This is a genomic window from Methylocystis sp. (genome assembly GCF_051061285.1).
In the GTDB taxonomy this organism is placed as follows: Bacteria; Pseudomonadota; Alphaproteobacteria; order Rhizobiales; family Beijerinckiaceae; genus Methylocystis.
Genome location: NZ_JBPFEA010000012.1, coordinates 1 through 13,147, shown reverse-complemented (window position 1 = coordinate 13,147; position 13,147 = coordinate 1). Strand labels below are relative to the sequence as shown.

Sequence of the window (13,147 nt, the reverse complement as noted above, 5' to 3'; positions counted from 1 at the left end):
GGAGTGAGCCCGCCCGGCGAGGACAGGCTTAGAGCAGGCTCCGAAAAAGTTGACGGACTTTTTCGATGAGAACCTGCTCCAAGATTTTGATTTTGAGCGATTCCTTATCGATCATATGATTCGATGTGATCGGGAAGCGCCTGGCGTTCAGAACAGGCCGCCGCCAAAGAGGGCGGCGAAAGGATTGGCGACTGCGTAGCCCGAGCCATAATAAGAACGGCCGCGCGAGGACGCATAGTGGACGCCGCCGCCGCGCCCGGCGCGGGCATAGTAATGGTTCCGTGGCGGCGCGCCGGTGATGGAAATGCGGCCGCCTTCGCTCTGGACCATTTGATACAGCATCGCGGCGTGGCCGGGCGACAAGCGAACGCAACCATGCGACGCCGGCTGGCCGAGCATCCCCGTCGCATAGGAGCCATGAATCGCATAGCCGCCGCGGAAGAAGATCGAGTGGGGCATTGGCGACATGTGATATTTGCGCGAATAATGCATGGGCTGCATGCCGGTCGGCGCAAATGAGCCGCGGGGCGTAGAATAGCCAGCGCGGGCCGTCGACACCGGCCACGAATAGCTGCCGGACGAAGACTGGACATGCATGGTCTGCGTCGAAAGATTGATGTGGATGTGTGTGGTGGCGTTCGCCGCGCCGAGGCCGGCGATCAGAGAAACCGTCGCGGGAAGGATGACTGAAAAACGCATAGCGGACTCCTGACCCAACGCGCAGCATGCCCGGCGCTCTTGCGCTGGCTTGGCGCTACAACAAAGCTAAATGAAGCGTTAAGCTTTCGCGGCAAGGCTCTATCGCGACGCTTTACGCGGCGCAGGCAATTATGGAGACGGGGGGCGAAAGCCCATGATGACAGGTTCGACATTGCGCAGGCTTTGTGCGGCGCTACTCGCCTTCGGGGCGCTCGGCATGGTTAACGGCGCGCCGGCGCAGGATAAGGGCGCGCTCGACCCGAAGCCGCTGCCGCCACTCGCCAATCCGTCCAGTCCGGCGACGCCGGCGCGAGAGCTGTTTGGGCGCGCGCAGGAGGCGGCGCCGCTCCATCCCAATCCGATCGGCTTCTATTCGCGCGGCTGTCTCGCGGGCGGCGAGCCGCTGCCGATCAACGGCCCCCACTGGCAGGTCATGCGCCTGTCGCGCAACCGCAATTGGGGACATCCCAATCTCATCGCCTTCTTGAAGCATTTCTCGTCGAAAGCGGCGCGCGAATCAGGCTGGCCAGGCCTGCTCGTGGGCGATCTGTCGCAACCGCGCGGCGGGCCGATGCTCTCTGGCCACGCGTCGCATCAGATCGGCCTCGACGCCGACATCTGGCTTGCGCCGATGCCCAACCGCGAACTCACCCGCGAGGAGCGCGAAGAGCTGATGTCGACGGACGTCGTGCGCGACGATGGGCTCGACGTCCGCCCCGAGGTCTGGAGCGAGGGCCACATCGCCGTGATCCGCGCGGCGGCGATGGAGCCGGCCGTGCAGCGCATCTTCGTCAACGCCGCGATCAAACGTGCGCTCTGCCGCTCGGCGCAGGGCGAAAGCTGGATGCACAAGGTCCGGCCGATGTGGGGGCACAACTACCACTTCCACATCCGGCTTCACTGCCCGAACGGCTCCAACTGCCGCGATCAGGACCCGACGCCCGCCGGCGACGGCTGCGACGCCTCGCTCGCCTGGTGGTTTAGGCGCGAGATTTTGCACCCCAACAAATCTGGAAAAAGCTGGCCGCCGATGACCATGACGGGCCTGCCCGCCGCCTGCCGCGAGGTGTTGCGCGCGAAGTAGGGCCTTCAGCCGGAGCAGTCGCCGAGGGGGCAGGCGATGCCGGTTCCGCCGAGTCCGCAGTAGCCGCCGGGATTTTTGGCGAGATACTGCTGGTGATACTCTTCGGCGTAATAAAACGGCGGACTCTCGCGGATTTCCGTCGTGATCGCGCCCAGGCGCGCTTGCGTCAATACGTGTTGATACATGGCGAGCGAGTCTTTCGCGGCGGCGAGCTGTTCCGGCGTCGAGACATAGATGGCCGAGCGATATTGCGTGCCGGCGTCATTGCCCTGGCGCATGCCCTGCGTGGGGTCATGGCCCTCCCAGAAGATGCGCAACAGTTGTTCGAAGGTCATCGCCGGCGGCTGGTAGACGACGCGCACCACCTCCGCATGGCCGGTGCGGCCGCCGCAGACGTCCTCATAGGTGGGATTTTTCGTTACGCCGCCGGCGTAGCCGACCGCCGTCACATAGACGCCTTCGCCCGCCTGCCAGAATTTGCGCTCCGCGCCCCAAAAGCAGCCCATGCCGAAGAGGACCTGTTCGGACCCCAGCGGAAACGGCGGGTCGAGCGGCCGCCCGTTAACGAAATGGCGCGCCCCATGCGCCACCGGAGTCTCGCGGTCGGGAATGGGCCCGAGCAGTTCGGAAAGACCGAGTTCGTCGAAGATGGTCATGGCAGCGATATAGGGTGGCGGCTCAAGAGAAACTAGCGGCGGGCGTAATAGAGACGCGCCGAGCGACGGTGGCTGAGGAGGATCAGCAGGGCCCCGACGCCGCCGAAGGCGACGCTGACCGGCGCCAGCATCAGCGTGGTCAAAACCGGGTCCCACAGAAAGGCCGAGACATTCTCGACGCTCGACTGCAGCGACTGATAGAGGCCGGGAAACACTGTGGAGGCTCCCCCGCTGATGCTCATCACCATGACGCGGCCGGCGGCGATCGAGCGCGTCCCGTCGACGATGAGGGCGATGAAGCCGCCGGCGAGCAAGAGAAGGCCGATCAGTCGGATGAGGAGTCGCAGCATGGTCTCTTCGTGCGAATGTAAATGTTGCGATGGGTCGAAAAAGCGTGGGGAGAATAGGCGCCGCGGGCGCGTCTGTCCATGCTTGGCGTTGCGTTCCGGTCGCGCGTGAATATAGTGCGCGCTTCGCGGAGGGGTGGCCGAGTGGTTGAAGGCGCACGCCTGGAAAGTGTGTATGCGGGAAACCGTATCGCGGGTTCGAATCCCGCCCCCTCCGCCAGTTCAGAACAGAAGTGGGCACGCCGCCGGTAGCCGATTTTACGCCTGCTACGCCGGCGAGAGTCCGCAGCAAATTCCCCTTCGATCCCATGATTCGGACTTCCCGCTCCGCGATTTCGACCCGCTGGGCGAGGGCGCGCAGCAGGTCGCGGCGGTAGCCGCCGCCGGGAAGCCGGATGCGTTCGCGGGCTTGACGTGCGAAGGCGGCGATCTGGTTGGGCGTGATCGCGGAGCCGAACCCTTCCGCTGCTTGGGCCGCGCGCTGAGCGTCGACCTGGGCTTGGTCACGGGTAGCTTTCAATTCCTCGACGCGCTCTTTCAGCGCCGGGTCGTCGAGGTCGGCCACACCGCTTTCGATGGCGCCGTAAAGGCGGCGCAAACGGGCGTCTGCTTCGGCGGCGCGTCGGTTGAGTTCGGCGATATGTTCGCGGCGACGCTCGGCGCGGTCCTGCCGCCGGTCGAGAACGGAGGCCAGGATTTCGGCAAGGCGATCCGGGTCAAGCAAGCGGCTTTCCAGATGGCCGGCGACGAGATTGTCGAGTTTTTCCATTGGAATCGCCCGACCCTTGCAGCCGGTGTCGCCCTGCCGGGCGGCGGTCGAGCAACTGTAATAGCGATAGCGCCCGCCTTTGCCGGTGCGGATGGTCATGGCCCCGCCGCAGGCTGAACAGAAGCAAATGCCGGTAAGAAGGGTTGGCCCGCTGACGACGCGCGCCGGCACAACCTTGGGATTGCGCGAGCGCAAATGCGTTTGCACGTCGTCGAATGTCGCCTGATCGATCAGCCGCGGCGTTTCGACCTCAATAATTTCGCTCGTGGGCTTAAGAACCTTGGCCTTGCTGCGCTTGTTGAACTCGTGACGCCCGATATAGGTCGGGCGGGTCAACAGACGGTGGATTTGCCCGATGCCCCATCGGCCGCCGTCGCGCGTGAAAATGCGCCGGGCGTTCAGGTAGGTCACGATAGATTTGACGCCCATCGGGCCCGATGTTCCATCACCCTCCAACGCAAGCCTGAAAGCTAGGCGCACGGTGTCGGCATGGAGCGGATCGATTTCGAGCTTCTTCTTGATCTTCGCGCCGCGCTGCTCGGCCGCGACGACGCGATAGCCGATCGGCGGCAGCGAACCATTCCAGAAGCCTTGCCGAGCGTTCTCCTTCTGCGCCCGCAAAACATGTTTGGCGTTTTCCTTCGACTGATATTCGTCGAACAGCGTCATGATCTGCCGCATCATGACGTGCATTGGATCGTCGCCAAGCTCCTGGGTGATCGACGCCAGTTTGACGCCGTTTTTCGCCAACTTGCGGACGTAGAACTCCAATTCGAAGTGATCGCGGAAAAAGCGCGAGAAGGAATGCACGATGACGAAGTCGAAAGCGGCCGGCTTTCCAGTTCCCGCTTCCATCATGCGCTGAAACTCGGGCCGGCGGTCGTTGGTGGCGGAGGCGCCCGCTTCGACATAGGTTTCGACGAGCTGATAGCCGCGCGAAGCGCAATAGGCTTCGCCATGCCGGCGCTGGTCGGGGATGGAAACGTCATGCTCAGCCTGCCGCGCCGTCGAGACGCGAAGATAGAGGGCGGCGCGGAGCGGGACGGTCATGGCGGCGGCCTTCTCAATTGCTCATCGGCAAGGCCCGAAAATACGATCAAACAAATCGCCGAACCAGGCCTCGTAAATGTCGATTTCGGCTTCGCTGACGGGAACGCGCTCGGGCCAGTCGTCAGCGACCGTCCAATTTGCGGGGTCATGCTTGTGCGGCCTGCCAACGCGACGCGTCGGCGACTGGAGATAATCGAACAAATCGTTGGGCGGCGCCGAACATATGACGCTATGGCGACGATTCTTGGTCGTGCGAGCGCGTGATCGAAACATGCCGACATGATCGCGCTCCTTTCCATCAAAGGGAACAGTCCGACTCTACGCTGGCGCTCGCTTCGCGATTTCGGCGGCGCTGTCGCGGATGCGGCCATCATCGGCTGCATCAACGTAGCGCCGGCGCGCATCATGCGACCGCTTTCAACGGCTTCGCCCGTTCGATCCGCTTGCGTTCGCGGGGTGAGTGCATCGCGTCCCAAAGATCGCTGCGCCGCTGCACGTTCAGCCAGAAGTCGGGGCTGTTGCCGAATACGCGAGCCAGAATGAGAGCGGTCGCCGCCGTCACATTTCTGCGGTCATTGCACAGTTCGTTGACATGCTTGCGCTGGACGCCCATCGCCTCCGCCAGGGCGGCCTGAGTCAGCCCCATCGGCCCCATGAACTCTTCGACCAGAATTTCCGCGATGGTCGCCGGCTTGCGCTTCGTCATCAACATGGCTGCCTCACTGGTAACTGTGGTCGTCCAGATAGACGCCGGATGCTTCACCCTTGGCGCCATCCCATTGAAAGATAAGTCGCCACTGCTTGTTCACCCGGATTGAATGAAAGGCGGCCAGATCGCCGCGCAGTTTCTCGAAATGGTTGCTCGGCGGGACACGCAAATCCTGATCCGTTGTCGCATCGTCGATCATCTGAAGTTTGCGGAACAGACGGGCTTCCAGATCGGGCGGGATTTTCTTTGAGCGAACGTCGTCGACAAAGAAGGCGCGCAACCAATCGTCTCGAAAGCTTTCGATCATGCCCCAACCTCAGTAAAGTGAGTGTACCACTCTGCGGGACATTTGGCAATGCGGAAGCGCTATCCAAGGCTCGGGGGTTACAATCCAAGCCCACGCTTGCGGCCAAAATCCCATTCGATTCCGCTGCCGCGCACGACGCCGGTGATATGTTGATCAAGGCGCTTGTCGAGGACGGGTTGCCAGGGGACGAGACTGAAACCAAGTCCGTCGTCGATCATCGCGAAGCGGCCACCGGCGAGTTGCGTTGAGCCGACAAGCCTGCCGCTGATATAGCCGCCGGTCTTGGGCTCCTTGAAGGCGAGCCCGCGCTCGGCGGCCATGGCGCGGCCGACGCGGGTGACTTCTGCGCGCTCCAGACGCGACAGCAAGTCGGCCGGCATGCGGAATGCGCCGTCGGTCTGGCGCGTGAGATAACCTCTCTCCACAAGCGACTGCTTGCGCCGCTCCAGGGCGGTCGACACATCACGGCCAAAGCCTGCTTGGGTGAGCGGCGTTCGACACGGCGAGGTCAGTTCGCGATCGAGCCAGGTGGCGCCGTCGCTGCTGATCTGCGCATCGAGGCCGAGCGTCGAGAGGATGCGCACGGAGAGTCCGTCGCCGCCACGGCTGAGGTCGTAGCGCATTCCGCGCTCGGCGATGTCGGCAGGGACGCGCCAGTTGTCGGCGTCGAGCCGTTCGACATGCCCGGCCCGGCGCAGCGCCTCCAGACGGCGAACATGGAAGCGGACGAAGGCGTCCGGGTCTTTGCCCTGCCGCTCGAAACTGTCGCGGATGAGGTCGAGATGACGGCCGGGTCGGTAAACGCCGCCATCGCCCTCGGCGACGATTGCGATGTTGCGATCCGCCGCCCTGGGCTCGGCGACGACCGGTTTCGCTTCGACGATCATCCCGCGGCGAACTTCGTCAAGGCGCTCCGGCTTGGCGAACTCAACGTGATGGACGCGCCCGTCCGCGCCGTCGACGATCAGATAGACTCGCTCCCCAATCTCATCGCCGGCCAGTCCCTTGTCGAGGACGCGGCCGATGATCGGCTCGCTGGAGCGATCGCCGTGAAGGAGATATTGCTCGGCGCCGCGCGTCTCGGCGAGACCAGAGTCGGCGAGGGTTCGATGCATCGTCTTGATGATGTCGCCGCGCTCGCCGAGCGCCCTCAGGGTCGCCTCGGCCCGCTCGGCGATCGCCCAGCGTCCGGGCTCCCTCTCACTGGCGAGGCCATACCTCTCCAGACGCTTCGCCCGGCTGATCAGAAGATGCCGGTTCTCGCGGATGGGGTATGAGCTTCCCTCGCCCGGCCGCAGATCGACGACGCCTTGGTCCCGTTGCTCGGCAAGCAGCATCCTGTCGAGCCGCGTCAGGCGCTCGGCGTCAACTTCGCTCGCGAGCTTCCGGGCGAGTTCGATCTCGCTCTGATGCCCCAGCTCCAGGATCACAAGTTCGCTCGCCCGCTGGCAGACGCCATGGGCGATGTAGTCGCCGGCGATGTTGAGCACTTTGCCGTCGTCGGTGACGCCCCGGACCAAGACATGGGTGTGGGGATGGCCGGTGTTGTGATGGTCCACCGCGATCCAATCGAGCCGCGTGTCGAGGTCCTTCTCCATTTGCCGCATGAGGTCGCGGGTGAAGCGGCGCGGGTCGCTCATCTCGGCCGAGTCCTCCGGCGCGACGATGAACCGGAACTGATGCCTGTCCTCTCGTCCACGTTCTATGAAGGCGCGGCCGTCCGCTTCATTCTCGATCGCCGAATAGGCGCGTCCCTTTTCTCCTTCCCGGGTCACCCCGTCGCGTTCGAGATAGCGCAAATGGGCGTCGGCCGCGCGGCTCGCGACGCCACGCAATTTTGGCCCGCGGGCGCCGCCTTGGCGCTGCGGATTGAGCTTCACCACCCGCGCCTTGACGACAACCCGCCGCGCTCGAAACCAGCCGGCGGAGTCGCGGCGCCATCCGACGCTCTCTGCCGCCAAGGACGCCGCCGCCTTCGCGCCACGACCGCGCGCGTTGAACCGCCCGCTTCCCTTCCCGGCTGGGCCGCCAATCCGACTCGGATTGCCGCCCGCCTTCCTGACGGCAGACTCGACTTGGCTCACGAATGACTGCGGGCGTGCTCCCGAGCGCGCGCCACCACTGCGAGGACGCCCAGGTCGGATGCGAAAATTGTCGCCGTCATCGCTCGCCATGCCGCAAGGATCGGACGCCAAATATCGCGTCGCAATGGGTGAAAAGCGCGCGTCGAAGGAAATCGAAAAATAGCGCATGATGTCGTGCAAGAAGCGGCGCGACCGATGACGCACCTCGCGAGCGGCCCTGTGCTTGAGTCTGAAAAGACAAACGAAATCGTCAGCTGCTGTGCCATGCCCACCTCGCGTGGCAGGAAAATAGTGCTGTTGCGAGGTGCAAAAAACAATGTGCAGACAAACACTTCATTCGCGCAGCGAATCGCGAGCCTCAGCTCGCTTTATCTTGCCGTCATCTTCCTTCCGGCTGTCCAACCTGTGGCACAATCTTCACGCCAAGTCCTGAACGCGAATCAGCCAACGAGGGATGATACAGAAACGCGACCTTGAACCTGCTACGAACTTACCCCACCGCTGCATTCACGGTGTTGCCAATCTGACGACGATACGTGGATGGTCTGCCGATCATACGGTACTCGCCGTGCCGATCGCGGCGATGTATGAACGCAAGCGGACGTGTAATCGCGTGAACACTTGACGATAATGGGGTGCAGGACCGGATGCGAGATCAATATGCCGGTGATGTCAGCGACGTTCTCAAATTCGCCTTTCTGCGCACCCTCGCCGGCAAGGATCGAACGCTTGGCATCGCATGGTATTACGCACCGGGTGATGATGGACGCTCGGACGGTCGGCATCTTGAATGGCGCGACGAGACGGCATGGCGCGCGCTAGATAAAGAACTACACACTGGTCTTGCGGCCCTGCCGGAACGCAGCGTCACCGCTCTTGAACGGGCGATGATCTGGCCGGAAGGCGTGCTGTTTCATCGTGAGCCTATGCCACCCCGCGCCGGGCGCAGTGCGTGGGGAACACGCAAGCGAAGCGCGCTCGACGGCGCGGACATTGTGTTTCTCGATCCCGACAACGGCATCGGCGGGGAAACCGAAAAGCACGCGACCTTTTCGGAAATCCGGCTGCTGCGCAAACCCGGCCGCGCTATCGTTTTCATCACCTTTCCCGGCCGAAGCATGAAGCACGACGCCCTTCTGCAACAGTTGCATGAGCGGCTGGCCGTCGAAACGGACGCCGAAAGCATCGTCACGCTGCGGACAAATGTTTCAGTACCGCGCGCCATTGGTTCGTCATCCTATGTGCAGCGCCAGCGCTGGTTCACGGTTGTCGATCCCGACACCGAACTGACGGCCAGGGCGCAAGCTTTTGCTACTAGGCTTGCATTTATTCCGCGTGTTCGGGCGCGATTGGACAGCCCGACATGAGCGTTTCCGAGAGCATCCGCGCGCTGGCTCGTGAAGGATTGGCAGTCGCTGAAATCGCACGACGACTTGGGATTCGATACCAACACGCTTACAATGTCTTGAAAACACAAAGTGCGCCTGCTGTGACCGCAAAGGCTGTTCAAGGTAAGGCATCACTGGATTTAGTGGATGCTCTTGTTCTTGTTTCATGCGTGAGCCAAAAGCTCTCTGAGCCGGCCCCGGCCCGGCTGCTTTACCGGTCGGAGTGGTTTACCAAAGTGCGGACGTTGGTCGAGACCCAAAAGGCTGATTGGCTTATTCTGTCCGCCCTTTACGGCATAATCGCACCGGATACCTGCATCGCCCCTTATGAAAAGACCCTCAATACCGCTGGCGTGGCCGAACGCCGTGCCTGGGCAGAAAATGTCCGCCGACACTTGGCCCCGCATCTGATAGAGCGGCGGCGTGTCGTGATATTTGCAGGACAGCGTTATCGCGAGTTTCTGGTGCCAGCACTGTTGAGCGACGGCTACGAAGTGGATGTGCCGATGGCAAACCTGCGCATCGGGGAGCAACTGGCGTGGCTGGTGGCACGATCATGAGCAGGACAGATGATCTCATCCGCTTGTACCGGATTTTCGATCGGTTGGAAGCTTCCTCAGGCGGCAAGAGGTTTCTTGCTCAGCTTGCGCCTTCCGGCAGTTGGCCGCGAAGAGGCGTCTATTTCTTCTTCGAGCCGGGAGAGGTTCGCGCAGGTAGCGGTCACGGCCCGCGGCTTGTCCGGGTGGGCACGCATGCCTTGGGCGTCGGCGCGCGCTCGACGCTGCACCAGCGCCTACGTCAGCATGCCGGGAAGTCGTCCGGTTCTGGCGGAAACCACCGGGCATCAATCTTCAGATTGCTTGTCGGCGAGGCTCTAACCGCGCGCGGGGACTGCCCGCCATGCCCGTCTTGGGGAGTGAAAGGCGATATCAGCAAGGCTGCGGAGATGCTGAGCGTGCAAAGGGCTCCGTTGGCTGCCGCTGAGGCACCAATTGAAGCCGCTGTATCAAATTATGTGGGTCGACTGCCGTTTCTGTGGCTCCCGATTGACGATGAGCCGGGGCCGGAGTCCATGCGTGGGTTCATCGAGCGGAACGTGATCGCACTCGCAAGCGGCCTGCACGAGCCGGTCATTGATCCGCCTTCGCCGTCATGGCTGGGCCTCCGCTCGGGCCGGGATAAGGTCCGGCGCTCCGGCCTGTGGAACCAGCTACATGTGGACGAGAACTACGTGCCTGGCTTTCTTGACGTGCTGGAAACAGCTATCGAACGCAGTATAGATCATAGGGCTATAGCGTAGATGTAGTGCTCACCTTCATCAGGGCCGCCAAAAGCGCCGATTGGTTGCGCCCGTACTCACCCTCGACGCCGATTGCCCGGGCGTTGCAGGTCACTCCGCTTGTCTCTCGATCTCAAAGTGAATAACGCCTTCTATCGGGTCGAGCGGTTCGTTCGCAGTGATCACGTACGCCGCGTCGAACGACGCGATGTCCGCTTCGGTCGCGAAGCTGATCGTAAATGTGTCGATGCTGACCTGATGATGATGCTTGAGCTCGTTCGTCGAAAAATGCACGCGTCGGTCGGCGGCATAAATGTGCGTTGAGCGAGGCAAATAGCGCATCGGATTTATGAGGTCGGGTATGGACGTCGCGGTCGCATGGGCGAACGCCGAAGACCTAGCCTCCTTCTTGGGGGGCTTCGGTGCTTCCGGCCCGCTGGGAAATATATGGTCGTCGTCGTCGCGATCGTACAGGAGGATCGTCTCTGGGAGATAGATATCCGCGTCAATCCTGGTTGCCGGCGCCGTGCCACTGTTCTCCAGATAGAGCGTCACCTCGAAGCTCCTCAGCACGAGCTTGCCGAATTCCAGCTTCTCCGCGAGATATCTCTCATACTCCGTGTAGTAGTGCCGGACGCGCTTGTTGTACTCTTCGGTTTCCTCGCGGCTCCATTGATGGGGCTGCCTCAAAGAATCCAGACTGGCGAGGTCGAATACGCCCTTTCGGGAAGAAGTTACCGGTTCGGCTGAAACGATACCGGGTTTGGGTTTGGGCAGCGGCAGCAGCGGCGCCTCCGCCTTGATCTGGTCCAGTGTCTTCACATCGCCCATGTGAGGGGATTGTGAGATTGCGATGGGCCTGTCGGATGGGCTTTCCAGTAACACCGCTAGGTCCGGAGCGCGCTGCGTCCTCCGGCGATCCTCCTTCATGACGGCCTCGGCCTTCCGCAAGCCTGGTACGATTCGATCGCGCAACGCGGTTGTGAGTTCGGTCGCTACAGCCGCCTTCTGCTCTTCGGTCGCGTCGCTGTGCAGCGAGAAGAAGGCCGGCGCCTTGCGGTGGCGCAGATCGAACGGAAGATGCTTGAGTTCGGCACCTTCCGCTTTGTTACCGACCAGAACCACCCGTTCCTCGCCCAGCACCTTCATGGCGTAGCCGAGCTCGATCATGACGTTGGGATTGGGAACGCGCTTGCCTCTGGCTGTTTTGCAGATCGGGGTGACGTCGGCGACAAAGACCGCTGCCGCTTCGATCTTCTCGAGAATTTTCTCTGCTATCCTAGGCGATCCGCCCACGCCAAGCGTATCGTGGTCGATCGCGATGCGACCATCGTCCTGTGCGCCGAGGTCGTCGTCCTCCTCATCCTCCTCGGTGGAGGGTGGGCGCTCGGAGTCCTCGGTTCCGTCGACGCAGTTGAGGCTCTTGGCCAAATCCGCCAGCACTGCGCGGACGAAATATCGATTGGTGGCTTGCTGCACATCGCTTTGCCAGGACCAAAATATCTTCATAGCGTTAAATGTAGCGCCTCAGCCCTCGGCAGAAAAGCGATCGAACGCTCTCGCCGTGAAAACTAGCAATAAGGAGGGTTCTAGAGGGCTACGGCGTAGACATAGTTCTCATCATCGTCGTGCGTGGCCCGCCAATTGCCGCCGATTCTGCGATATTTCCGGACGCAGCCGCCGATTGCCACTGTTAGGAGTCTTCGTGCACCGCATCAATCCCGAAACTGGCGAAGTCCTCGTTCCTCATGTCTTCGACGATGGCACCTACGGCGCGGCCGACCCCAAGCTCGGTAAAAGAAGACACCATATTGCAAACAGAGTAGTTGCTGAAAGCATTGAGGAACTGAAGGAATATCTCCGCAAAGGCTGGCCCGTTTGGATGTCGATCCGCGGTACCAAGGATCGCCGTCTGATTTCCAAAGGCATTATTGATGCCGATCCGCCGCAATCCGAATCTGCTCCCTGTGTCGCGCCGCAGGCCGAGATTATAGCTGCACAGTCTATCCCCCGCGTGCCGGCACAGGGACACATGCAATTCGTTCCCATTGTGCGGTCGGCCGGAGCCGTCACCCGCGAGGTGACTGAATGTCTGCAAATCATCGCCTCCATGTCAGAGGCAGAGGTCAGCGCGGAAATAGACGATCCTCGTAGGCTCCTTATGGCCACCCATGTCCATAAGTCAAAGCGTCTTGATATCGCCTACGCTCCGTTTGATCACGTGAATATCGGGGCGGATATCGTGATCGTTGGCATTACGCCAGGTAAGCAGCAGATGCGCGCGGCCCTTGAAGACGCTTACACGTCGATAAAGCTTGGTTTATCTGACGCGGAGGTGCTTGCACGCGCGAAAGTCCATGCCAGTTTCGCAGGCACCATGAGAACAAATCTCGTGAAACTGATGGATGCCGTGGGCCTGAACGTATTGTTAGGCATTGCCTCGACGGTAAGCCTTTGGGGGGTCGACAGCCGTCGTGCCCATTTCACTTCTGCGCTCCGCTACCCGACATTCGTCGACGGCCAGAACTATAGCCGGTCGCCCGACATGAATGGCGTGCCATTCTTGTTCGACCGCTCTAGGAACTGGCTTAAGGAAGAACTCTCGCTGTTTCCGGACGCAGTGATCGTGCCTATGGCAGGGCTGTTCAACGCTCTGTGCTTTGGTTTGACCGAGAGGGATGATTTTTCGCTTTTCAGGTGTGGAAGTGTCTGAATCTATGGGGAGCAACCCGAATCGGAGGTTGCCCTATGACGACGATCGATCTTGCATCCTGC

Annotated in this window: 13 protein-coding genes, 1 tRNA gene and 1 pseudogene; 7 read left to right on the top strand and 8 right to left on the bottom strand. The window is 61.7% G+C overall.

The window, feature by feature from the left end; all coding sequences use genetic code 11:
* Window positions 1-147 precede the first annotated feature (147 nt).
* A complete protein-coding gene (locus tag ACR65T_RS03910) occupies window positions 148-699 on the bottom strand; it encodes a L,D-transpeptidase (protein WP_434495259.1) in 552 nt (183 codons plus the stop codon).
* 154 nt (window positions 700-853) lie between these two features.
* Between ACR65T_RS03910 and mepA the strand changes: the two genes are divergently transcribed.
* Entirely contained in the window at window positions 854-1,783 is a 930-nt protein-coding gene (gene mepA, locus ACR65T_RS03905; protein WP_434495258.1) for a penicillin-insensitive murein endopeptidase, read from the top strand.
* Between the two features lie 5 nt (window positions 1,784-1,788).
* Here mepA and msrA read toward each other — a convergent pair whose 3' ends face one another.
* Together msrA and ACR65T_RS03895 are read right to left on the bottom strand one after the other, a co-directional pair.
* Window positions 1,789-2,439, bottom strand: a complete 651-nt coding sequence (gene msrA / locus ACR65T_RS03900; protein ID WP_434495447.1) for a peptide-methionine (S)-S-oxide reductase MsrA — start codon at window positions 2,437-2,439, stop codon at window positions 1,789-1,791.
* A 32-nt stretch (window positions 2,440-2,471) separates the two neighbouring features.
* Window positions 2,472-2,789 carry a hypothetical protein gene (locus ACR65T_RS03895; RefSeq protein WP_434495257.1) on the bottom strand — a complete coding sequence of 106 codons (318 nt, stop codon included), beginning with the start codon at window positions 2,787-2,789 and terminating at the stop codon, window positions 2,472-2,474.
* A gap of 127 nt (window positions 2,790-2,916) precedes the next feature.
* Between ACR65T_RS03895 and ACR65T_RS03890 the strand changes: the two genes are divergently transcribed.
* Window positions 2,917-3,006 (top strand) — tRNA-Ser (locus ACR65T_RS03890).
* A 249-nt stretch (window positions 3,007-3,255) separates the two neighbouring features.
* Window positions 3,256-3,672: a hypothetical protein gene (locus ACR65T_RS03885; protein WP_434495256.1), complete on the top strand. Its 417-nt coding sequence runs from the start codon at window positions 3,256-3,258 to the stop codon at window positions 3,670-3,672.
* Here the strand turns inward: ACR65T_RS03885 and ACR65T_RS03880 are convergent.
* The 4 genes and pseudogenes from ACR65T_RS03880 to ACR65T_RS03865 form a co-directional block, all read right to left on the bottom strand.
* Window positions 3,580-4,605: pseudogene (locus ACR65T_RS03880) on the bottom strand (recombinase family protein); the annotation flags it as partial. The gene ACR65T_RS03885 and the pseudogene ACR65T_RS03880 overlap by 93 nt on opposite strands.
* 403 nt (window positions 4,606-5,008) lie before the next feature.
* On the bottom strand, window positions 5,009-5,317 hold the full coding sequence (locus ACR65T_RS03875) for a HigA family addiction module antitoxin (protein WP_434495446.1): 309 nt from the start codon (window positions 5,315-5,317) through the stop codon (window positions 5,009-5,011).
* Between the two features lie 7 nt (window positions 5,318-5,324).
* Entirely contained in the window at window positions 5,325-5,621 is a 297-nt protein-coding gene (locus ACR65T_RS03870) for a type II toxin-antitoxin system RelE/ParE family toxin (RefSeq protein WP_434495255.1), read from the bottom strand.
* A 77-nt stretch (window positions 5,622-5,698) separates the two neighbouring features.
* A complete protein-coding gene (locus ACR65T_RS03865) occupies window positions 5,699-7,582 on the bottom strand; it encodes a DUF3363 domain-containing protein (RefSeq protein ID WP_434495254.1) in 1,884 nt (627 codons plus the stop codon).
* A gap of 758 nt (window positions 7,583-8,340) precedes the next feature.
* Here ACR65T_RS03865 and ACR65T_RS03860 point away from each other — a divergent pair.
* The 3 genes from ACR65T_RS03860 to ACR65T_RS03850 are packed head-to-tail and all read left to right on the top strand — an operon-like array spanning window position 8,341 to window position 10,393.
* Entirely contained in the window at window positions 8,341-9,072 is a 732-nt protein-coding gene (locus ACR65T_RS03860; RefSeq protein ID WP_434495253.1) for a hypothetical protein, read from the top strand.
* Window positions 9,069-9,653, top strand: coding sequence for a DUF6884 domain-containing protein (locus ACR65T_RS03855; protein WP_434495252.1), 585 nt, complete (start codon window positions 9,069-9,071; stop codon window positions 9,651-9,653). Before ACR65T_RS03860 ends, ACR65T_RS03855 begins: the two co-directional genes overlap by 4 nt.
* Window positions 9,632-10,393: a hypothetical protein gene (locus ACR65T_RS03850; protein ID WP_434495251.1), complete on the top strand. Its 762-nt coding sequence runs from the start codon at window positions 9,632-9,634 to the stop codon at window positions 10,391-10,393. The genes ACR65T_RS03855 and ACR65T_RS03850 overlap by 22 nt, the downstream gene beginning before the upstream one ends.
* Before the next feature lie 90 nt (window positions 10,394-10,483).
* On the opposite strand, the gene ACR65T_RS03845 is transcribed toward ACR65T_RS03850, so the two are convergent.
* Window positions 10,484-11,881: a hypothetical protein gene (locus ACR65T_RS03845; protein ID WP_434495250.1), complete on the bottom strand. Its 1,398-nt coding sequence runs from the start codon at window positions 11,879-11,881 to the stop codon at window positions 10,484-10,486.
* A gap of 196 nt (window positions 11,882-12,077) precedes the next feature.
* Here ACR65T_RS03845 and ACR65T_RS03840 point away from each other — a divergent pair, with 196 nt between their 5' ends.
* Entirely contained in the window at window positions 12,078-13,085 is a 1,008-nt protein-coding gene (locus ACR65T_RS03840; RefSeq protein WP_434495249.1) for a hypothetical protein, read from the top strand.
* Window positions 13,086-13,147: the final 62 nt, after the last annotated feature.